The following is a 20,877-nucleotide window of genomic DNA, read 5'->3' as shown; positions in this document are numbered from 1 at the left end:
GTTACGTCTGTTCCGACCAGTGGGTGTGCTGCTCGTGCTCGCGGGCGGCCAGGACGCGCTGCGAACGGCGCCAGCGGGTGAGCATCCCGCCGGGCACGTCTTCCGGGGTCACGGCGAAGGTTGCGTGGTCGCGCCAGGCGCCGTCGATGTGCAGGTAGCGGCGGCGGATGCCCTCGGGGCGGAAGCCCAGCTTCTCCACCACCCGCAGGCTGGCCATGTTCTCCGGGCGGATGTTGACCTCGAGCCGGTGCATACCCAGGCCGAAGAAGCAGTGGTCGACCATCATCGCCACGGCGGTGGGGGTGATGCCCTGCCCCGCGACCGCCCGGTCTACCCAGTAGCCGATCTGGCCGGAGCGCAGCGAGCCCCAGACGATGCCGCTGACGCTGACCTGGCCGACCAGGCGGTCGTGCATCTGCACGGCGAGCGGGATCATCCTCCCCGCCCGGGCCTCGCGGTCGAAGCTGCGCACCATCGCCCCGAAGGTGAGCGGACGGCCCCCGCCCTCGGGGTGCGTGGCCTCCCAGGGGGCGAGCCACTCGGCGTTGGCCGAGCGCACCGCGTTCCACGACTTGGCGTCGCGGCGGCGCAGTGGACGCAGGGTGATGAGGCCGTCGGACAGTTCGATCGGCCAGCCGACGCCCGCTCCGAGTTCGTTCATCGGTGATCGCCGCCGTGGATCTGGTCGACGGCGTGCACCAGGACTCCTTCGAGCACGGCCAGGCCGTCGCGGCAGCCGCCGCTGGAGCCCGGGAGGTTGACGATCAGGGTCTGCCCGGCGACGCCGGCCAGCCCTCGGGAAAGTACCGCACTAGGGACGCCTTTGGCAGCGCCGTGAGTACGGATCGCCTCGGCCAGACCGGGCACCTCGAGATCCAACAGAGGACGGGTGTGCTCGGGGGTGCGGTCGGTGGGGGTAAGGCCGGTGCCCCCGGTGGTGAGAACCACGTCGTACCCCGCCCGGACGGCACTGCGCAGAGCGTCACCGACCGGTTCGCCGTCCGGCACGACCTGGGGGCCGTCGACCGCGAAGCCCAGTTCACGCAGCCCTTCGGCGAGGATCGGGCCGCTCTTGTCGGGGTACACGCCGGCGGCCGCGCGGTTGGACGCGGTGACCACGAGCGCGCGGCGCGACTCAGTCACGACGCCAGTCTCCGGAACGTCCACCACTCTTGGCCACCACCCGGATCCGGCCGATCTCGGCCAGCTTGTCCACCGCCTTGATCATATCGACCAGCGCCAGACCGGCCACCGCGACGCAGGTCAGGGCCTCCATCTCGATCCCGGTGCGGTCGGCGGTGCGGACCGTGGCGGTGATCTCGACCCCCGCGTCCTGTACGTCCAGGTCGACCTCGACCCCGTGCACGGCGATCGGGTGGGCCAGCGGGATCAGGTCGGGGGTGCGCTTGGCCGCCTGGATGCCGGCGATCCGGGCCACGGCGAGGGCGTCGCCTTTGGGCACGCCCTCACCGCGCAGCAACTCGATCACGGCCGGTGAGCAGGTGACGACCCCCTTGGCCGTGGCCTCGCGGGCGGTGACCGGCTTGGCCGAGACGTCGACCATGCGGGCCGCGCCCGAGGCGTCGACGTGGGTGAGTCGCTGGGACTGGTGTTGCTGGTTCACCGGCACATCATGAGCCAGATTCCAGCACGATGTAGGGCAGTTGGTCACCCTCGCCCACCACGGTGACCTCTTCCGGCACCACGACCAGGCAGTTCGCCCCGGCCAGGTCGGCCACCAGGTGGGAACCCTGGCCACCGACCGGCCGCACCGTCGGCCCGGCCGCGGTCACCGTGAGCAGGCAGCGGGCGAACTGACGGCGCCCGGCCGGCGAGCGCCAGCCCTCCACCACGGTGGCGGTGCGGCGGGCCGGCTCGGCGTCGGGCAGACCGGCCAGCCGGCGCAGGGCCGGCACGATGAAGATCTGGAACGACAGCAGCGAGCTGACCGGGTTGCCGGGCAGGGTGAACAGCGGCGTGCGGTCCGGCCCGATCGTGCCGAAGCCCTGCGGCTTGCCCGGCTGCATGGCCACCGGCACGAACTCCACGGTGCCCAGTTCCTTCAGCACGGCCTTGACCGTGTCGTAGGCCCCGGCGCTGACCCCACCGGTGGTGATGATCAGGTCGGCCTCGGTGGCGGCCTGTTCCAACGCCGCAGCGACGTGTTCCGGGGTGTCGGCCATGATTCCGCCGTGCCGGGCCCGGGCACCGGCCTGGATGGCCGCAGCGACCAGGCCGTAGCCGTTGGAGTCGTGGATCTGGCCGGGCTGCAGCGGCTTTCCGGGAGGTACCAGCTCACTGCCGGAGGGCAGCACCAGAACCCGGGGACGTGGGTGGACTTTCAGCTGCTCGGCGCCGACCGAGGCCGCCAGCGAGATGTGGCGGGCCGTCAGCGCGGTGCCGGCGGTGAGCACGGTCTGCCCCTGCCGCACGTCTTCACCGGAGCGGCGGATGAACTGGCCCGGACTCGAAGCCCGATCGATACGAACGGTTTCCGTGCCCCCGTCGGTGGCCTCGACCTGCACCACCGAGTCGGCCCCGGCAGGCAGCGGGGCGCCCGTCATGATCCGCATCGTGGCGCCGGGCGGGAGTTCGAGCGCATCTCCGCGACCGGCCGGGATGTCACCCAGCACCGGCAGGGTGACCGGAGCCCCGGCCACCTCCGCCGCCCGCACCGCGTACCCGTCCATCGAGGAGTTGTCGAAGCGGGGCATGTCGATGCCCGAGACCACGTCCTCGGCCAGCACGCAGCCCACCGCCTCCAGCAGTGGAAGTTCCACTGCCGGAAGCGGTGCGAGGTCGCTCAGGCAGGCGGCGAGATGCTCGTCGACCGACCGCATCACTCTGCGGGGAGTTCGGCGACGAACTCCCGCAGGAACGAACGCAGGTCGGGGCCCAGGTCCTCGCGCTCGGTGGCCAGCCGGACCACGGCCTTGAGGTAGTCGAGCCGGTCGCCGGTGTCGTAACGCCGGCCCTTGAAGATGACGCCGTAGACGCCGCCACCGTCCTGCGCCGGGTCCTGCGCCAGGACCTGCAGGGCGTCGGTCAGCTGGATCTCGTTGCCGCGACCGGGCTTGGTCTCCTTCAGCACGTCGAACACCCGCGGGTGCAGCACGTACCGGCCGATCACGGCCAGGTTGGAGGGCGCGTCCTTCGGGTCGGGCTTCTCGACCATGCCGGTGACCCGGACCACGTCGCCCACCGCGGTGGTCTCCACCGCGGCGCAGCCGTACAGGTGCACCTGGGCCGGGTCGACCTCCATCAGCGCCACCACGCTGCCGCGGGTCTGCCGCTGCACGCCGATCATCCGGGTGAGCAGCTCGTCGCGCTCGTCGATCAGGTCGTCACCGAGCAGCACGGCGAACGGGTCGTCGCCGACGTGGTGGTCGGCGCAGAGCACGGCGTGGCCCAGGCCCCGCGGGTCGCCCTGCCGGGTGTAGTGGATGTCGGCCAGGTAGGCGGACTCGCGGACCTGCTCCAGCCGGTCCTTGTCGCCCTTGGCCTCGAGGGCCGCCTCCAGCTCCCAGGCCCGGTCGAAGTGGTCCTCCAGCGACCGCTTGCCCCGCCCGGTGATCATCAGCACGTCGGACAGGCCGGCCCGGACGGCCTCCTCCACCACGTACTGGATGGCCGGCCGGTCCACGACCGGCAGCATCTCCTTCGGGGTGGCCTTGGTGGCCGGCAGGAAGCGCGTGCCCAGGCCGGCGGCGGGGATCACGGCCTTGACCACGGCGGGCCCGGGGGCGCCGTCGCCCAGGGGTTCGAGGTCAGCGGAAATGCTCGGTTCCGTCATGGGCAAAACCTACCCAGGGAGGGAGGGGATCGGCGCGTTGTGACTCGGTTCGGCGACCCGCCATCGGTTACGACCGTCACGTTTGGCCGCGTAGAGCGCGGAATCGGCGGCCTGGAGCACCTCGTCCGCGGCGCGCCCGTCGCGCGGGTAGGCGGCCACCCCGATCGACACCGTCACCGCCTGGGAGACCTCGGCCTCCTCGAACGGCCGGGAGCGGGCCGCCTCCAGCACCCGCTCGGCGACCCGGCAGCCGCCGTCCACGTCGGTGTCGCGCAGCAGGACGACGAACTCCTCGCCTCCGTAGCGGGCCACCGTGTCGGCCTCGCGCACGCAGGCCAGCAGCCGGCCGGCGAAGTCGCGCAGCACCACGTCGCCGAAGCCGTGCCCCCAGGTGTCGTTGACCAGCTTGAAGTGGTCGATGTCGAGCATCAGCACGGTGAGCACGCCGTCGCCCCGCCCGGCCGCGGCGATCTCCCGGGACAGCGCGCTGACCAGCTGGGCGCGATTGCCCAGGCCGGTCAGGGTGTCGGTCATCGAGAGCCGGCGGACCTCGAGGTAGCGGCGGATGTTGGTGATCGCGGTGCCGGTCTGGGCGGCCAGGGCGCGCAGCCGGGTCAGCTGCAGGGCGTCGAACCCGGCGCCGCCCTCGCCGCGGGCGACCACCAGCACCCCGATCAGCCGGCGCCGGCCGGGGTCACGTTCGGCCGGGCTCTCCACCGGCTGCGAGTCCACCCCGATGCCGATCGCGGCGACCGGCCCGGCCCCCGGCAGCTCGAACCTCTGGGGTTCGAAAAGCTGCACGCTCGAGGGGTTCCCGGTGAGAGCGGCGAAGTGCCGCTCGGCGAACCCGGGCAGCACCGCCCGGGCCTCCTCCCCGTGGGCGTCCGGCCGGCCGGCCTCGGCGTGCACGCTGAGCCGGTCGCTCTCGCGCGTGGTCTGGTCGTAGGCCCGCCGCCCGCCCGGTGGGGTCTGGGCCGGCGCCTCCACCTCCTCGGCCACCAGCAGGATCGCGGCGGCGGCGGCCCCGGTGCCGGAAAGTGCCGTACCGGAGACCGTTCCGAGCAGCTCGGTGAGGTCGTGGGTGTGGGCCAGCACCTCGCCGAACCGGTCCAGGCTGTCGGCCAGGGCCAGCCGCTCGGCCTGCAGTTCACCGCCGACCGCGGCCAGTTCGTCGTCGACCGGCCGGGTCAGCCGCACCAGCACGAGCCACAGCGGGAACAGCGCGACCAGGGCCAGCGCGAGCAGGCACCAGCCGAGCAGCCGCAGGCCGCTGCCGCCCACCTCGCCGGTGGCCAGGATCCGGTAGGGCAGGCCCGGCCCGGCCTCGGTGAGGCGGTAGCCGAGCCCGAACCGGGTGCCCGCGGCCGGGCCCTCGGCCGGCAGCTCCCGCAGCAGCTCGGTGACCTTCTCGGACTCCGGACCGGTCCCGGCCAGGACCACCGGCCGCCCCGCCGCGGCGAGCACACTGAGGCGGCCGGAGGTGCCCAGCCGCTCGCGGAGCGCACTCAGCGCGGGCCGGTCCAGGGGAAGCCACATCACCACGGTGGCCACCTCCACCTCGGTGGTGCTGGCGAACGGGCTGATCAGCACCGGGGAGATCTCGGCCAGGCCGGCTCCGTCGGCGGCGGCATAGGGGCGGCCGGCCGAGCAGGAAGGGCCGGTGGTGAGGTCCTGGGCTCCGATACCGACGGCCACGTCGCGGGCGGCAGTGGCACCCGAGGCGGCCAGCAGCGCGGCATCGGCGTCGAAGACCGCGACGGCACTGCCCGGGCGGCGGGCGGCGGCGCGGGCGGCAAGGGTCTGCGCGGCCTCGGGGATGAGTTCACCACCGGTGCGGGTGGCCAGGGCCGCGACCTCGCCGGCGGCGACCCGGGCACTGGCCCGCACCGCCTCGCAGCGGGTCGAGAGCGCCACCGCGGCGGCGTCGGCGTCCCGGGCCGCGGCGCCGGAGGCGGCCGAGCGGGCATGCGCGGGAGCCGCCCAGACCAGCAGAACGGCCCCGGCCAGCAGCGGGACCACGGCCACGAGGACGAGCGCCACGGCCAGCCGGGAACGCAGTCGCCCGGGTCTGACCGGCTGTTGCACCTTCGGCCCGGCCTCCCGTGCGGACGGGGGAGCCGGCTCGGTCATCGCTGGATCACCCGGTCGCCTCGCCTGGTCATGTGGTCCCATCTAGGTCTGCGAGCGTTACTGGCGTTCCTGTCGGGGCGGTGGTGCAAGGTGGTGCCAGTTGGTGTCAGTCGGACGCTGATGACAACCGCTCGTAAACAGGTACACACCGAGAGTAGCGTGATGGACGGGCCGATCACTTCAGGCGGCGACAAGGGCACCCTGCGCCGGACCGTGCGGCGTAGCCGGGCCGCCCGTAGCCCTCAGGAACGGCAGCAGACCGAGATCGCGGTCGCCGCTGCGGCGCTGGAGGTGGAGGCGGTTCGCACGGCGTCGTGCGTAGCGGTGTACGCCTCGCTGCCGGACGAGCCGGGAACCGGCGAGCTACGCCGTCGGCTGCGTGCACTGGGAGTGCGTGTGCTGCTTCCCGTCGTCCTTGAGACCACTACCCGACCGACGCTCGACTGGGCGGTGGACGCCGGAGGACTGGCGCCCACAGGCGTCCTCAAGCTGTTGGAACCAACGGGGGAACGGCTGGGACCGGACGCGGTCACCCAGGCCGATGTGCTCCTGATCCCGGCCCTGGCGGTGGACACCACCGGACTGCGCCTGGGGCGCGGCCGGGGGTACTACGACGCAACGCTTGCGCGGCTGAACCCGCGTACCCCCGTCTTCGCGGTGGTGCACGACGACGAACTCGTTGCCGAGGTACCGGCCGAACCGCACGACCGCCGCGTGCACGGCGTCCTCACTCCGACCCGGACGGTGTTCTTCAGCTCTCCGGCTTGAAGGTCTGCTCCTGGTCGGAGGCCGCCTTCACCGCGTCGGCGGTGAACGGCCAGGCGAAGTCCTCGCCCTTCAGCCAGGCACCGACCTGGTCGTCGTAGTGCTTGTCCAGCGGGTGCCCGGAAACGCCGCTCTGGTTGACCCAGCGGGAGTTGTCCAGGTTGGACATGTCCACGATCATCCGCATCGACGGCGCCGCGGTCACCGAGAAGTCACCGGCCGAGGCGTCCCAGGAGAACGCGTTCACGATCGACGAGCCGCCGGGCGCCTCGTAGGGCCCCTGGTTGACCAGCTCCCGCAGCAGCGAGGGCAGGCCCTCACCACCCAGCGGCGTCTGCTCCAGCGTGACCCGGTGCAGCTTGCCCCAGCGCCACTTGTCCGGGTCCTTACCCAGCCGCTGGGTGAGCTCCAGGCGGGCCTGGGTGAGCGCCCGGCGCAGCACCTCGTCGCGGGACTCGACCACCGCGTCGGTGCGGCCGTCGTCCCACCACTCGTCCTTCGGGTCGTCCATCAGCATGCTGACCACCTGGAACCAGCGGTCGCCACCGTCGGCCCGGAAGCCCTCGGGGAGCTCGTCGGCGAAGGTCAGGTCGAGCAGCTTGGCCCAGACGGTGTTGAAGTAGGCCGCCGCGGCCGAGTCGGTGGGCTGCATGTAGTCCCACCCCTCGAGCAGCTCCACGCCGCTCTGGGTGAACTCGTCGGTGGTGGTGGCCAGCTCCAGGAGCGTGGGCACGAGCATCTCGGCGATCGCGTTGTAGGTGTCGTTCTGCACCTCACGCATGTCTTCCATGGTGATCGGATGGTCGGCGCGGGCGCCCTCGATCAGCTTCTGGATGCGCTGCGAACGGAAGCCGTAGTCCCAGTCGCTGGTCAGCTGGGCGGTGCCGTCGGGCCCGGTGACCGCCTGGTTCGCGGCGACGATGTAGCCCGAGCGCGGGTTCTCCACCCAGGGCAGGTCGCGCTTCTTGACGAACCCGGTCCAGTCGTAGCGGGAGTCCCAGCCGATCTGCGGCCAGGTGCCGTCGGCGGGCACCTTGGCCTGCGGGTCGCCCTTGCCGCGGAGGGGGACGCGGCCGGGAGCCTGGTAGCCGATGTTGCCGTCGACGTCGGCGTAGATCACGCTCTGCGCCGGGGCGTCGAGCTTCTGCACGGCCTTGCGGAACGACTCGAAGTCCTGAGCCACGTTCAGCCCCAGGATCGCCTCCATCGAGGTGCCCGGCGAGAGGGCGGTCCAGCTCAGCGCCACTGCGTAGGTGCTGCCGCGCAGGATCTTCTCGCCCGGGACCGGGGAGGTCTGGCCCGCCTTGGCCACGTCGGTGAGCACGTCGGAGATCAGCGGGCCGTGCTTGGTCGAACGGACGTTGATGGTCACCGGGTCGCCCCCGGCCACCTTAATCGTCTCCGGCCGGGTCTCGAGGGGCTGGCTGTTGCCGTCGACCAGGTACGACTCGCCGTTGACGTTCTCCAGGAAGAAGTCACTGACGTCGGGGCCCAGGTTGGTCAGGCCCCAGCTGATCCGGGCATTGTGGCCGATCACCACGCCGGGCAGACCGGCGAAGGTGTAGCCGGAGACGTCGAACGGGCAGGCCTCGGACACCGTGTTGCAGTGCAGGCCGACCTGCGTCCAGATGCCCGGGGCGGAGACGCCCAGGTGCGGGTCGTTGGCCAGCAGCGGCAGACCGCTCTCGGTCAGGTCGCCGGCCACCACCCAGGAGTTGGAGCCGTTGCCCTCGGAGCTGCCGCCGAGCACGTCGGGCAGGCCGTCGAGGGCGTTGGTGGCCGCGCTCAGGGCCTGCTGGGCGGCGTCGCTGCTGAGGACCGTGCTCTGCTGCACCAGGGAGGCGTTCTCCACCGTCGCGCTGCTGCTGGGGGTGCCGGTGGCCGACGGGTCGGGGGTGGGCGTGCCCTCCGGGGAGGTGCCCTGCTCCTCGTCCGGGTTCTCGTTCTGCTCGTTGTTCTGGTTGTTGTTCTTGTTGCCCTTGCCCGGGTTCGCCTGCGCGCCGGAGCCCGCCTGGTTCCCGTCGGCGGCCTCGCCCTCGATGATCGGCGGGTGCTCTTCGTAGGGGTAGTCGGGGAACAGCTGCTCGACCCGCTCGGCGTTGCGCACGGTGTTGATCGCCTGGGCGCGCTGCAGTTCCTCGCCGTAGTTGCTGCGCAGGTCCCAGGCCATCGCCTTGATCCAGGCCAGTGAGTCGACCGGCGTCCACGGCTCGATGTCGGCCAGGTCGTGGCTGCGCTCGAGGATCGTGTAGGTGACGTTGAGCTCGGACTTGGACCGGCCCTCGATGTACTCGTTCACGCCGGCCGCGTAGGCCTCCAGGTAGGCCTTGGTGGACTCGGTCGCCTTCGTGAACTCCTCCTCGGCGACCTGCCGCCAGCCCAGGGTGCGGATCAGCTTGTCGGCGGTCAGCGCGTCCTCGTCCTCGCCGACCAGCTCGCTCAGCCGGCCGGCGGTGATGTGCCGGCGCAGGTCCATCTCGAAGAACCGGTCCTGGGCGCTGACGTAACCCTGCACGCGGAACAGGTCCTCGGCGTTGTCCGCGTAGATCTGCGGCACACCCCGGTCGTCCCGGATCACCCGCGCCTCACCGGACAGGCCCGGCATCGACACCTCGCCGCCGCGGTCGGGCAGCGGACGGCGGATCAGCGTCACCGCCAGTACGGCGACGACGACCACGGCGATCACGGCGACGACTGCGGAGCCGATGGCCGTTACACGGAGGGCACGGCGACGGGTCACGGCAGGAACAATAGCCACTGTTCCGGGGCACGCCGCACCGGCCGTCGGGCTGGACACCGTGGGCGACCGATAGGATCCACAGCGGGCTGAGGGCGGCCTGTGAACCGACTGTGCGCCACGAAAGGCCATAAATTTGACGATTGAGCAGCTCAACCTAGCGCTGCTCGCCGGTCCGGCAGTCCTGCTCGCCGCCGTGGCGGCGGTGCGCCTGTCCGTGGGAACCGGTTTTCCGTCACTGCTTCTCTACCTGGCCCTCGGCCTGATCATCGGCGAGGGCGGGTTCGGCCTGGAGTTCGAGAACGCCGAGCTGACCTCGGTGCTCGGCTACGCCGCGCTGGTGCTGATCCTGGCCGAGGGCGGGCTGACCACCAAGTGGAAGACGATCCGGCCGTCGGTGGCCCCGGCCGCCCTGCTGGCCACCGTGGGCACCACGGTCTCGGTGGCCGTGGCCGGAGCCGCCGCGCACTACATCCTCAGCCTGGAGTGGCCGCTGGCCCTGCTGCTGGGGGCGGCGATCTCCTCGACCGACGCCGCGGCGGTGTTCTCGGTGCTGCGCCGGGTGCCGCTGCCGCCCCGGCTGGTCGGCATGCTGGAGGCCGAGTCCGGTTTCAACGACGCCCCGGTCGTGATCATCGTCATCGCGCTGACCGAGGTGGCGCACGGCGGCGAGTCGCACGGCATCGCGTACCTGCTCTACGAGGCGGTCTTCGAGCTGGTCGTGGGCACCGGGATCGGGCTGGGCATCGGCTGGCTGGCGGCGATCGCGCTGCGCCGGGTGGCGCTGCCCTCCTCCGGCCTCTACCCGATCGCGGTGTTCGCCTTCGCGATCGGCTCCTACGGGGCGGCGGCCACCATCCACGCCTCCGGATTCATCGCCGTGTATCTGTGCTCGTTGGTGATCGGGAACTCCCGGCTGCCGCACGGGGTGGCGGTGCGGGGCTTCGCCGAGGGCCTGGGCTGGATCGCCCAGATCGGCCTGTTCGTCCTGCTCGGGCTGCTGGCCTCGCCGGAGCGGCTGCCCGCCGCGGTCGGCCCGGCCTTCCTGATCGGCCTGGTGCTGCTGCTGGTGGCCCGGCCGCTGTCGGTGGCCGCGTCGGTCAGCTGGTTCCGGGTCTCGCTGCGCGACCAGGCGTTCCTGTCCTGGGCCGGGCTGCGGGGTGCAGTGCCGGTGGTCCTGGCCACGGTGCCGGTGGCTCAGGGGGTGGAGAACGCCAGCCAGCTCTTCGACATCGTCTTCTGCCTGGTGCTGATCTTCACGCTGGTGCAGGCACCCACCCTGCCCTGGGTAGCCCGGCGTCTCGGGCTCAGCGACGACTCCCCCACGGTCGGCCTGGAGGTGGAGTCCGTACCGCTCGGGGCTCAGGGGGCCGACGTGCTGGAGGCCCACGTGGGGCCGGAGTCGAGGCTGCACGGCGTGGAGATCTTCGAGCTCCGCCTGCCGGCCGGCGCCAACGTCACGCTGATCCTGCGCGACGGGGAGGCGATCGTGCCGGACAACCGCACCGCGCTGCGGCACGGCGACGACCTGATCGTGGTCACCCCGGCCTCGGCCCGGTCGGCCACGGAGGACCGCCTGAAGGCGATCAGCCTGGGCGGCAAGCTCTCCGGCTGGCACGACAAGAGGGAGGGCGAGGGTCGCACCGCCCGCCCCCGCGTCGCGGCCGGCTCCGTGCGTCCGAGCGTTCCGCCCGAGGTGCCGGGGGTCACCTCGTCCGGGGCCGTGCGAGCACTCGCACATCGTTTCCGACCTGGCGCACGTCGACCAGGTCCAGACGCCAGACGTCGGCAATAGTCGTGATCCCGGCGTCGAGCATGGCGTTCGGCCCGGCGCCGAGCAGGGCCGGGGCCAGGTAGGCGACCACCCGGTCCACCAGCCCCGCCTCGACCATCGCCCCGGCCATCCGGGGGCCGCCCTCGAGCAGCACGTGTCGGCGCTCACGCGCGTACAGCGCGCGCATCAGGGCGTGCAGGTCCAGCCCGAGGCGACCACCGCCGTCGCCCGCCGCATCGGCATCGGTGCCCACGGACGTCCCAACTTCTTCGCCCGTAGCAATCCAGGTCGGTGCGTCGTCGCCGCGGATGCGCGCGTTCGCGGGCGTGCGGTTGTGGGTGTCGGCCACTACCCGCAACGGCTGATGCTCCAGGGGATTGCCCTCCGCATCCCGCACGGTCAGCAGCGGGTCGTCGGCCAGAACCGTGCCTACCCCCACCAGCATCGTGTCTACCTGGGCGCGCAAACGGTGCACGTCACTACGGGCCTCGACGCTGGTGATCCATTGACTCGTGCCGTCCTGCGCGGCCACCCGCCCGTCCAGCGTGGCGGCGAACTTCCAGGTCACGAACGGCCGCTGCTTACGGACGGCGGTGAGCCAGACCTCGTTGCCCTCCCCCGGCTCGAGACCGCGTTCGGCCTCGTCGGCCAGCACCCCGACCTCGACCTCCAGGCCGGCTCGGCGAAGCCTCTCGGCCCCGCCGGCGGCGGCGTCGGAGGGGTCGGGAACGGCAATAACGACCTTTTGGACGCCCGCGGCCAGCAAAGCCTCGGAACACGGGCCGGTGCGTCCGGTGTGGTTGCACGGCTCCAACGTCACCACCGCGGTAGTGCCCCGGGCGCGCTCCCCTGCGGCCCTCAGAGCCACTACCTCGGCATGCGGTCCGCCGGCCCGCTCGTGCCACCCCTGCGCCACCACGGTCCCGTCGGGGTCCAGCAGCACGCACCCCACCACCGGGTTGGGCAGGGCAGTGGCCAGCCCTCGGGCCGCCAGCCCGATCGCCTGCCGCATCGCCCGGATCTCGGCCTCGCTCGCCATTCGCAGTCCCGTCTCCTCGGTCTGGTCTTTCCCCCGGTTCGATCGGTCCCTTTGCCCCTGCGGCTGAGGCGGGAATGGCAGTCCCCCACGACCCGTTCCACTGCCGACCGGATGATTCTCGCCGATGACCAGGCAGTCGTCCGTCGAAGCGACACCCGCCCGTGCATTACTATTGGCACTCAAGACTAGAGAGTGCCAGCCGTCTATCAGGAGGACGACGTGCCCACGTACGTCTATGCGTGCACCGAGTGCAACCACGGCTTCGAGGCGCAGCAGGCGTTCAGTGATGACGCACTGACCACGTGCCCGGAGTGCTCGGGCAAGCTCCGCAAGGTCTTCAACTCCGTGGGCATCGTGTTCAAGGGCTCGGGCTTCTACCGCAACGACTCGCGCGGTACCTCGACCAGCAGCACCACCACCCCTGCGTCGACGTCCTCGTCCTCCTCGGACTCGGGCAGCTCGTCCAGCTCCACGTCGGGCTCCTCCTCGGGTTCCTCGGGCTCGTCCGAGTCGAAGAGCAACTCGACCTCGTCGGCCTCCACCGCCTCGAGCGGTAGCGCAGCCTGACGTCTGCTGCCGAACGCCCCGCGCCCTCCGGGCCGCGGGGCGTTCGTGTTTCTGCTTTCCACAGCAGGCACGACTGCCGGTTTGTCCACAGGCCCGGTCTTACCCCTTCGAGGGTGCGATCCCTCTGGCTAGCTTTCCTTCATGCCAGCGAATCGACCGGTGGGCGGATGGGTCCCCGACCTCCTCGGGCCTGGTGATCGCGGGCCGAGGCGGGCTGCTTCTGAGCGGCCGACCCCTTCCGCCACGCGAGGTGCCGAGCCCATCTTCACCGGTCTCGAGGCTGCACTCTTCGCCGCGCCGGATGCCGATTCCACCTCTCCCCCGCCATGGGAGTCGCTGACACGGGCCGGCGCTGACGCTTCCGTGGACGACCTGTTCTCGCCCCGGCGTGCGTCGGTCCAGCAGGCGCCCAGACCCGCAGCCTCCTCGAAGGCGACGCGAGAGAGCTTGTTTCATAAGTGGCAGCGCTCTCGGCCAGTGGAACGCTGGCACGCACTACGCCATCCTCCCCGCCTGGGAAGCGGCCGGATGCGCACCCTTCGCCTCACGATCGCCCTGCACCGCACCAAGATCGCGGTCGGGCTGCTCCTGGCCGCTGTCTGGTTCACGGTCCGGCTGGGCAGTCCCGAGCCACCGGAGACTGTGGCAGTGCTGGTGGCCACGCAGGATCTTCCGGCCGGGCACCGGCTCACCGAGGCAGATCTGAAATGGGTGCAGTGGCCGGTCGAAGTGGCTCCGGGCGGAGGCGAGGCGGGTGCAGGGTCGTGGGCGGGGGTGGCGCCAGCGGCTTTGGCTGGGCCGGCACCTTTCGCTGGGCCGGCACCTTCCACTGGGTCGGCACCTTCCACTGGGTCGGCACCTTCTGCGATGTCGGCGGGGTCGGCGGGGTCGGCGGTGTCGGCGGGGTCGGCGGTGTCCGCTTGGCCGGTGGCGTCGGCCGGACCGGCACCCTCCGCTCGATCTGCAGCGTCGGCCGGACCGGCACCCTTCGATCGGTCCGCAGCGTCGGCCGGGCCGACACCCTTCACTCGATCTGCGGCGTGGGCTGGGCCGGCAGCTTCGGTTGAGCCTGCGGCCAGGAGGGCTGGAGCCAAGGCAAGGCCGGCGTCGGGGGTTGGTCCGGGGCGGGTTTTGGCGGGGCCGGTTCAGGAGGGCGAGGCGATCACCGAGGTGCGCCTGCTGGGTCCGGGGCTCCTGCAGGGCCTGCCGGCCGGCACCGTGGCTGTACCGGTGCGGCTGACCGATCCGGCGGGGAGCGCCCTGGTGCGGGCGGGCCAGCGGGTCGACGTCTTGGCCAGCACAGCGTCTACCTGGTCAGCTGAGGAGGGCGGGGGCAGTTCGACGCTGAGCCCGGCAACCACTCGTCGCGCTGCCCGTAATGCTCTGGTGCTCAGCACTTCCGGACAAGGCAATGGAGCTAGAGCCTGGGAAGAGGACGCGGGCGGGACAGGGGGCGGCTGGGCAGCGGGCTCGGACGACGCCGCTGCTCTGGCCGGGGTGCTGGTGCTCGCGGTGCCTGAGTCCGAGGTGACCCAGCTCGTGGGGGCAGTGACCGGGGCCCAGGTGTCGGTGGTGGTGCTTTCGTAGCCGCCGGACGTCACCCGCGGTGGTCTCGGCCGCCGATGCAGAGGGGCGGTGAACTGTGCAGATCGCACCGGTAGCCTCGCCGGAGGGCGGCTTCGGCGAGCCCGCACTAACCTCGCCCTGCCCCTTCCCCCACCCCGGAGGCACAGCAGATCATGATCAAGGGCTTCAAAGATTTCATCATGCGCGGCAACGTGCTGGAGCTCGCCATTGCCGTGGTCATCGGCGCGGCGTTCACCAGCGTGGTCACGTCGGTCACCGACGGGGTGATCAAGCCCCTCCTGGCCGCGATCGGCTCGCCGGAGACCGGTGGCATGAACTTCGAGATCCGACCCTCGGTGGCGGACAAGGCCACCCTGGTCGACCTGAACGGCCTGGTCACCTCGATCCTGAACTTCATGATCGTCGCCGCGGTCGTCTACTTCCTCATCGTCGTGCCGATGAACGCCCTAATGGAGCGTCGTCGCCGCGGTGAAGAGCCGGAGCCCGCGTCCCCGGCGGAGGACATCCTGCTGCTGCAGGAGATCCGCGACCTGCTGCGCGACCGCCCGGCCGAGCAGGGGCCGCAGCGCTGACGCGTACGCGCGATCGCCGGTCCCTGCCGAGGCCGGCGGGCCGAGGCGGAGGGGCCTAACCGGAAACCGGGCCCGTCAGCCGATCCCGGAGCCGTCCCGGAGCCGGATCACCAGGCGGGCCTGAGAGCGTCAGGCCGGGCTGGAAACAAGGCCAGACACACACTGGGCCCGACTCACAGCAGGGCCGGGCCGGAAAACTGGACCGGACGCACACCAAGCCTGGGAGTGTCAGGCCGGACCGGAAGGCAGGACTGGACACACGTACCGGGCCCGAATCACAGCAAGGCCGGACCGGAAAACAGGGCCGGATGCACACCGGGCCCGGGAGCGTCAGGGCCGGAAAGCAGGGCCGGAGCCGCTAGATCCGCGGCTCCGGCCCTGCTGCTGTCTCCGGGCTGACACCATGGCCCCCATGGCGATCAGCTCACGGCACATCGATGTCCGGATCAGCCGGCCCGCCCAGCCGGTCTACGACTACGTCAGCGTCCCGTCCAACCTCCCGGCCTGGGCGCCCGGTCTGTGCGACCGGGTGGAGGAGGTCGACGGCGAGTGGGTGGCCTCCTCGCCGATGGGCCGAATCGTCCTGAAGTTCGCTCCCCGCAACGACTTCGGGGTCGCCGACCACGAGGTCACATTGGCCGACGGGCAGTCCTTCTACAACCCTCTGCGGGTGCTCCCCGACGGCGACGAGTGCGAGGTGGTCTTCACCCTGCGCCGGCTCGACGGCGTCACGGACGAGGAGTTCGAGCGTGACGCCGCCGCCGTCGGTTCCGATCTGGCCCGGCTGAAGAGCCTTCTCGAGAAGGCCTAGGTCACTTGGCCTTGACCACCGAGAAGTACGTCATCGAGTCCTTGTCGTCGTTGTACAGGCGCAGGCTGCGCTTCGAGGCCTGCACGTAGCCCCACTTGCCCTCGACCGAGAACAGGTCGCCGCTGTGCGCGAAGTCGAAGAGCTGGTTGGCCTTCTTCTTGTCGCAGGCCGCCAGGTCGATGGCGCCGTTCTTCTTCTGCTGCAGGCAGTACGCCTGGATCTCGTGGCTGTCGTTGCTGCTCATGATCTGGTAGAGCGGGTTCTTCTTGCCCACCTTGCGCAGCACGAACTTGGTGCCCACGTTGGACAGGCCGTTCGAGGCGGTCGGCTTCGAGCGCGACAGGTCGGCCTGGCCTTCGCCGTCGACCGTCAGCAGGCGGGCCTTGCCCTTGTACTTCGGGGCCTTGATCAGCACCGGCTTGCCGCTGATCGGCTCGGCCTTCGAGGTGGCCACGGAAACGTCCGTGCCGCCGGGGGCCTCGGCGGCCTGGGCAGCACCGGCCGTGCTCAGCCAGAGGCCGGCGGCAACGGCGGGCACGCCCACCAGAGCGGTCGCGGTCCGGGTGCGACGGGAGATGCTGAGCATGAGAGTTCCTCCTGTGTGGGCGGTGCGGCCTGCACCACAACCACGTCTGGGACGACACATCGGTTCAGCCGCAGGGTGAAGGGGGCTTCCCTTCCGGCTTCACTGCTTTCGATGCACCGTTCCCGGGAAAAGTTCGGAGGATCCCAAGAAATTTTTCAGGTGGCCGCGACCCGGCTCATTCCCAGTGCGGAGGGCGCTCGCGCTGCAGGTCGTCGTCGCGGCTGCCGGGCCGGTCCTCGCCCCAGCCCTCGTCGCGGTCGTCGTCCGAGCGGTCCGGGAAGGCCGCCTCTTCGTCTTCAGGTCCCACGGGATCAGAGAGTACCGGCGGCTCCGCCACCGCGTCGTCGGTCAGTGCTCCGTTCAGCCGCAGGTCACCGGAACCGGGGGCCCCGGCCGCGAGCACCGCGTCTTCCAGCAGTCCGGCATTGACCGTCTCGACCACGTCGGTGGCCTCCAGCAGCAGGCCACCGGGCAGGGAGTAGACCTCCGGCGGCAGGGGCTGGGCCATCGCCCCTTCCCAGACCTCGCGCACCCGGGCGATCTCGCGGTCCGGGTCGGCGGCCAGGTCCATGGCCGAGATCCGGCAGTACGCCCAGCCGGCCCGTTCCCAGCGGGCCGGGCGGTGCCGCTCCCGCTCGCGGGTGTTGCGCGAGGCGAACGAGGGCCCGTCCAGATCCACCGCTACGAGCATCCGCCCGGGTACACGGGGGTCGGCCACCGCGACGTCGAGCGGCCAAGCACCGTCGCCCACCCGGACCCGGACCGGCAGGCCGGCCGCCGTGAGCCGGTCGCGCAGATCGGCGACCAGCGCGTCCGAGTTCTTCGGCATCCGGCCGGCACTGCCGGTTCCCCGGCCCCCTGCGGCCAGGAGGACGTCGCGCAGAAGCCGGGCACCGGCCGTCCTCAATCGGTCGACCAGCAGATCGTCGGCGGTGAAGCAGCAGACCACGGTGGTGCGGTAGCGGGCCCGGCTGACGGCGGTGGTGAGGGCGGCGGCGCCCTTGTCCCCGTCGAGCACGCCGAAGCGGTGCAGCACGCGGCCGTGCGGGGTGCGGGCCAGGCCGATCGAGACGATCGCCGCGTCCCGCTCGATGCCGAGCAGACGCTGCACCGGGCGGATGGTGAAGGGCTCGGCCAGGCCGGTGCGGCGCTGCCGGCTCAGCCACTGGGCCAGCACCGGGCGCTCGGGCAGGCTGATCCGCAGCGACTCCTCGATCCGCTCGGCGTGCCGCTCGCTCAGCGTGATCACGATCAGCGACTGGTCGGGCTGCTGCAGCGCGTGCCGTTCCACCAGGTCGATCACCCGGGCCACCTCGCCGTCGGCGCTGACCGGCAGCTCCTCGCCGGGCGGGGGGATGGCGATGCCGTCGGCCACGGCCTCCAGGAAGAGCGGCGCCTGGACACCCGTGCCCGGGGTCTGCTGCCAGCCCTCCGGGTAGCGCGGGGCCAGCGGCAGGAGCATGCGGCCGTCGACGCTGCGGTGGTCTCGGTCAAGGCGGCAGACCCGGGCGAAGGGAGCCAGCGACTCGACCACCGACTTGCTGCCGTCGGGCGGGGAGAGCCGGCGCCGGTCCCCGGCCACGATCACCTGCCCGCCCCGGGCCAGGGCGGCCACTACCTCGGGCAGGCCGATGTGGCCCGCGTCGTCCACGACCACCGTGTCCACCACCGGGCTGACTCCCGGGTCGGCGGGGGCCAGGCAGGCGGCCACCGTGTCGGGGCTCATCACCCAGACCGGAGTGAGCGCCGAGAGCACGTCTCCGCAGCGCCGCACCAGATCGGCCAGCCGGGGCCGGGAGTCGTCGCGGGTCAGCCAGGTGCGCAGGGTGCGCATCTGCTCGGGCTGGGCGGTCAGCACCTTGGCCGCGCGGTTGGTCACCGCGGTCCGCACCAGCACCGAACCGGCCTCGATCCGGGCCTGCTCGGCGGCCCGCAGCCCGGCCGCCGCGGTACGCAGCGCCCGCGGGTCGTGCCCGGCCAGCCGCGGGTCGGAGCGCACGATCCGGTCGCGCACCGACGACCACCAGGCCAGGTCGAACTCGCCGTCGATGGCGTCCGGGCCGATCCGCCGCTCTTTCAGGTCGTCGACCAGCGCGGCCAGCCCGGCCTCGCGCAGGGCCTGCAGCAGCCGGGCCCGGCGGGGCTGGCCGAGGATGCCCTGGGTGTCGGCGGCCAGGTCGGCGATCCGCTCCTGCAGCTCGTCGAGCGGCATCGAGCCCAGCTGCGGCACCGGTGAGCCGGAGAACGTGCCGGCCAGCACGGCGATCGCGCCCATCGACGAGGTGACGCTGGCCGCCGCCTCGGTGAGCCCCACCACCACGCGTGGCGACGACGGAGCCAGGGCGTGCTGGTGCCAGCGGTTGAGCAGATCCTGGGCCGTGCGCAGGGTGCGGTAGAGGTCGGGAACGCTGACTCCGGGCCGGACCAGCGCCTGAGCCTGGCGGCGCAACCGGCGCCGCTCCACCCGTCCGGGCCCGGAACCGTCGGTGGGCCGCTCATTGCGCGGGGCCACCGCCACCGCGAGCTCCTCCAGCGATGCGTCGAAGAGCTGGGGCAGCATCGAGTCCAGGACCGTGCGCACCCCGAGCAGCAGGTTGAGCAGCGGCAGCCACTCCTCTGCGGTGGTGGCCGGACGCAGCCCGGCGGCCTCCGTCACCCCGTCCATCGCGGCCCGGGTGCGGTCCAGCCCGGCCCGCAGCACCAGCGCCGCCTCCAGGGCCTTGCGAGCTTCGGCATTGGTCGTGACCTGCGCGTCGTACCAACGGGTGTCGACGCGGGTGAGGCTGAAGGCGCCGGCCGCGGCCGCGGCGTGCAGATGCGCCCGCACACGCTCCCGGGTGACCCCGTCCAGACTGTTCAGCACCTCTTCGCCGAGCCGGACCGAGCCCACCGGAGCCCCGGTGCGACGGGTGAGGTCGGCCAGCGCCACCATCGCGTCGTAGGCGCTGACCCCCCAGGGCTGACGCACCTCGTGCAGTGCCGTGACGTCACCGTCGAGCAGCACCCGGGCCTCGCGGATGACCCGGGCCGAGTCGTCGTCCAGCGCGGCCTTGCCCAGCGGCGGGAGCTGGCCCGTGGGACCGTTGGTGGCGGCGCTCAGGGCCGCGGTGAGCGTGGCGGTGAGCGGAGCGGTGCGGGTGGCCGGCCGGCCCCCCGGGGAGTCGCGCAGGTCGAGCACCAGGTCACCGATGCCGGCCTGGTACAGACGGCTCAGCAGGGTCTCGGTGCTGGCCCGGCGGGGGCTGAGCACCAGCACCCGGCGGCCGGCGGCGACCAGCCCGGCGATCGAGGCGGCCAGGGTGTGGGTGGCGCCGGAGCCGGGTGGGCCCTCGATCACCAGGTTCTCGCCGCGCAGGGCGGCGGCGACCGCGTCGGCCTGGGCCGGGTCGCAGTCCAGGACCAGCAGTTCGTCGGCCGGGTCGGCCTGCGGCGGAGGGCTCACCGGGCGGGCGCCGCGCGGCCCCAGCCGACCCACCACGGCCAGCCGGCGCGACTCGGACTCGCCCACCACCGGCTTCTGGTGCGGGATCAGCGGGGACGAGTCGGCCGGCTCGGAGGTGTCGGGCAGCCGCACCACGACCGGCGCTCCGGCCGCCGCGACCGAGCTGAGCAGCTCGTTCGCCGCGATCGCGGGCACCGCCGCGTCCAGGTCGGCCAGCACCGCCCCGGAACCGGCGGCGAAGGTGGCCAGCACCAGGCTGCGCTCGATGGTGAAGTCGCGCAGCCCGCCGCAGTGCTCCTCGAGCCAGGCGTAGACCGGGCGCGGGTCGAATCCCTTCTCCCCGCTGGCCATCGCGGCCAGCTCGACGCCGTCGGTCTCGATGCCGTAGTCCTCGGCCAGGGCCCGCACCAGCTCCGGGTTGATCAGGACCGAGTCGTCGAGGTCGAGGTCGAAGTCGCTCTCGCCCCCGCGCGGGCGGATCGAGCAGGCCCGCAGCACCACCGGCGCGTTCACCGGGGCCGCGGCCTCGTCCGGGCGCCAGGTGGCGACGCCGATCGACAGGCAACTGGCCTGCACCCCGCGCTGGGCCGAGAGCACGATGGCCGAGCGCCGGATCATCCGGACCTGGTTCCAGGCCACGTCGTGTGCCTCGGGCTCACGGAACAGGCTGGACAGGCGGGTGGGCCGGCCGGCGAAGAGCTGGGCCAGGCCGGAGGGGTGGGCGTGGGTGAGTTCCAGCCAGGAGGCGCGTGCCTCCGGACCGGTGGTCAGCAGGGTGTCGGGCAGACCCGAGCCGGCCAGTGCCCGACGCCAGGCCTCGACCGCGGCCACGACCCGTTCGGGGGTGGCCGCAGGAGCGCCCGCCGACTGCACCGGGCGCTCGACACGGGGCGTCAGGGGTCGCCTCGTCAGCGACCCCCCGGCGGACTGCTCGGGCACCACCCAACGCTAGCCCGCGCTGCACTCTCCGGGCGGAAAGCGCTCTCGGCGTGCCGGAAGCGCGCTCGGCCGGGTACCCGCTCGGAGGACCGCCCCGGCCCACCGCACGGACGAGTAACAAGCCTGGTCAGCGCG

Annotated in this window: 17 protein-coding genes and 1 pseudogene; 8 read left to right on the top strand and 10 right to left on the bottom strand. The window is 72.2% G+C overall.

The window, feature by feature from the left end; all coding sequences use genetic code 11:
• Position 1 precedes the first annotated feature (1 nt).
• The 6 genes from QSK18_RS07645 to QSK18_RS07620 all read right to left on the bottom strand — a co-directional run bounded on the left by QSK18_RS07645 (position 2) and on the right by QSK18_RS07620 (position 5,923).
• On the bottom strand, positions 2-661 hold the full coding sequence (locus tag QSK18_RS07645; RefSeq protein ID WP_232813814.1) for a GNAT family N-acetyltransferase: 660 nt from the start codon (positions 659-661) through the stop codon (positions 2-4).
• Positions 658-1,143 (bottom strand): MogA/MoaB family molybdenum cofactor biosynthesis protein, encoded by a 486-nt coding sequence (locus QSK18_RS07640; RefSeq protein WP_232813815.1) that lies wholly within the window; start codon positions 1,141-1,143, stop codon positions 658-660. The genes QSK18_RS07645 and QSK18_RS07640 overlap by 4 nt, the downstream gene beginning before the upstream one ends.
• On the bottom strand, positions 1,136-1,564 hold the full coding sequence (gene moaC, locus QSK18_RS07635; protein ID WP_352396489.1) for a cyclic pyranopterin monophosphate synthase MoaC: 429 nt from the start codon (positions 1,562-1,564) through the stop codon (positions 1,136-1,138). The genes QSK18_RS07640 and moaC overlap by 8 nt, the downstream gene beginning before the upstream one ends.
• Positions 1,565-1,631: 67 nt before the next feature.
• A complete protein-coding gene (glp, locus tag QSK18_RS07630) occupies positions 1,632-2,840 on the bottom strand; it encodes a molybdotransferase-like divisome protein Glp (protein WP_269810918.1) in 1,209 nt (402 codons plus the stop codon).
• Complete coding sequence (galU, locus tag QSK18_RS07625) at positions 2,840-3,793, bottom strand: UTP--glucose-1-phosphate uridylyltransferase GalU (RefSeq protein WP_232813817.1); 954 nt, start codon at positions 3,791-3,793, stop codon at positions 2,840-2,842. The genes glp and galU overlap by 1 nt, the downstream gene beginning before the upstream one ends.
• 9 nt (positions 3,794-3,802) lie before the next feature.
• Positions 3,803-5,923, bottom strand: coding sequence for a GGDEF domain-containing protein (locus QSK18_RS07620; RefSeq protein ID WP_285617473.1), 2,121 nt, complete (start codon positions 5,921-5,923; stop codon positions 3,803-3,805).
• Positions 5,924-6,085: 162 nt separating this feature from the next.
• On the opposite strand from QSK18_RS07620, the gene QSK18_RS07615 reads away from it, so the two are divergent.
• Complete coding sequence (locus tag QSK18_RS07615) at positions 6,086-6,691, top strand: 5-formyltetrahydrofolate cyclo-ligase (RefSeq protein WP_285617471.1); 606 nt, start codon at positions 6,086-6,088, stop codon at positions 6,689-6,691.
• Here the strand turns inward: QSK18_RS07615 and QSK18_RS07610 are convergent.
• Positions 6,675-9,428, bottom strand: a complete 2,754-nt coding sequence (locus QSK18_RS07610; protein WP_285617469.1) for a penicillin acylase family protein — start codon at positions 9,426-9,428, stop codon at positions 6,675-6,677. The genes QSK18_RS07615 and QSK18_RS07610 overlap by 17 nt on opposite strands.
• Positions 9,429-9,561: 133 nt before the next feature.
• Between QSK18_RS07610 and QSK18_RS07605 the strand changes: the two genes are divergently transcribed.
• The gene (locus QSK18_RS07605; RefSeq protein ID WP_232813821.1) at positions 9,562-11,220 is read left to right on the top strand and encodes a potassium/proton antiporter; all 1,659 of its coding nucleotides are present in this window, start codon (positions 9,562-9,564) and stop codon (positions 11,218-11,220) included.
• Here the strand turns inward: QSK18_RS07605 and ribD are convergent.
• Entirely contained in the window at positions 11,132-12,238 is a 1,107-nt protein-coding gene (ribD, locus tag QSK18_RS07600) for a bifunctional diaminohydroxyphosphoribosylaminopyrimidine deaminase/5-amino-6-(5-phosphoribosylamino)uracil reductase RibD (protein ID WP_285617467.1), read from the bottom strand. The two genes, QSK18_RS07605 and ribD, sit on opposite strands and share 89 nt — an antisense overlap.
• Before the next feature lie 219 nt (positions 12,239-12,457).
• Between ribD and QSK18_RS35875 the strand changes: the two genes are divergently transcribed.
• From QSK18_RS35875 to QSK18_RS07570, 6 genes and pseudogenes are all read left to right on the top strand, one after another.
• A complete protein-coding gene (locus QSK18_RS35875) occupies positions 12,458-12,805 on the top strand; it encodes an FmdB family zinc ribbon protein (protein WP_352396475.1) in 348 nt (115 codons plus the stop codon).
• A 141-nt stretch (positions 12,806-12,946) separates the two neighbouring features.
• Positions 12,947-13,537 (top strand): annotated as a pseudogene (locus tag QSK18_RS35870) (SAF domain-containing protein); the annotation flags it as partial.
• A 32-nt stretch (positions 13,538-13,569) separates the two neighbouring features.
• Complete coding sequence (locus QSK18_RS07585) at positions 13,570-13,872, top strand: hypothetical protein (RefSeq protein WP_285617465.1); 303 nt, start codon at positions 13,570-13,572, stop codon at positions 13,870-13,872.
• 64 nt (positions 13,873-13,936) lie between these two features.
• Complete coding sequence (locus QSK18_RS07580) at positions 13,937-14,392, top strand: RcpC/CpaB family pilus assembly protein (RefSeq protein ID WP_285617462.1); 456 nt, start codon at positions 13,937-13,939, stop codon at positions 14,390-14,392.
• Positions 14,393-14,544: 152 nt separating this feature from the next.
• On the top strand, positions 14,545-14,964 hold the full coding sequence (gene mscL / locus QSK18_RS07575; protein WP_269810919.1) for a large conductance mechanosensitive channel protein MscL: 420 nt from the start codon (positions 14,545-14,547) through the stop codon (positions 14,962-14,964).
• 412 nt (positions 14,965-15,376) lie between these two features.
• Complete coding sequence (locus QSK18_RS07570; protein WP_285617460.1) at positions 15,377-15,775, top strand: SRPBCC family protein; 399 nt, start codon at positions 15,377-15,379, stop codon at positions 15,773-15,775.
• A 1-nt stretch (position 15,776) separates the two neighbouring features.
• Here QSK18_RS07570 and QSK18_RS07565 read toward each other — a convergent pair whose 3' ends face one another.
• Both QSK18_RS07565 and QSK18_RS07560 read right to left on the bottom strand, forming a co-directional pair.
• A complete protein-coding gene (locus QSK18_RS07565; protein ID WP_285617458.1) occupies positions 15,777-16,361 on the bottom strand; it encodes a ricin-type beta-trefoil lectin domain protein in 585 nt (194 codons plus the stop codon).
• 175 nt (positions 16,362-16,536) lie between these two features.
• Positions 16,537-20,742 carry a PDDEXK-like endonuclease domain-containing protein gene (locus tag QSK18_RS07560; protein ID WP_285617456.1) on the bottom strand — a complete coding sequence of 1,402 codons (4,206 nt, stop codon included), beginning with the start codon at positions 20,740-20,742 and terminating at the stop codon, positions 16,537-16,539.
• Positions 20,743-20,877: the final 135 nt, after the last annotated feature.

Origin of the sequence: Kineosporia sp. NBRC 101677 (assembly GCF_030269265.1) — a bacterium.
In the GTDB taxonomy this organism is placed as follows: Bacteria; Actinomycetota; Actinomycetes; order Actinomycetales; family Kineosporiaceae; genus Kineosporia; species Kineosporia rhizophila.
Note: the sequence above shows the minus strand (reverse complement) of the source record. Positions and strands in the feature narration are given on the sequence as shown.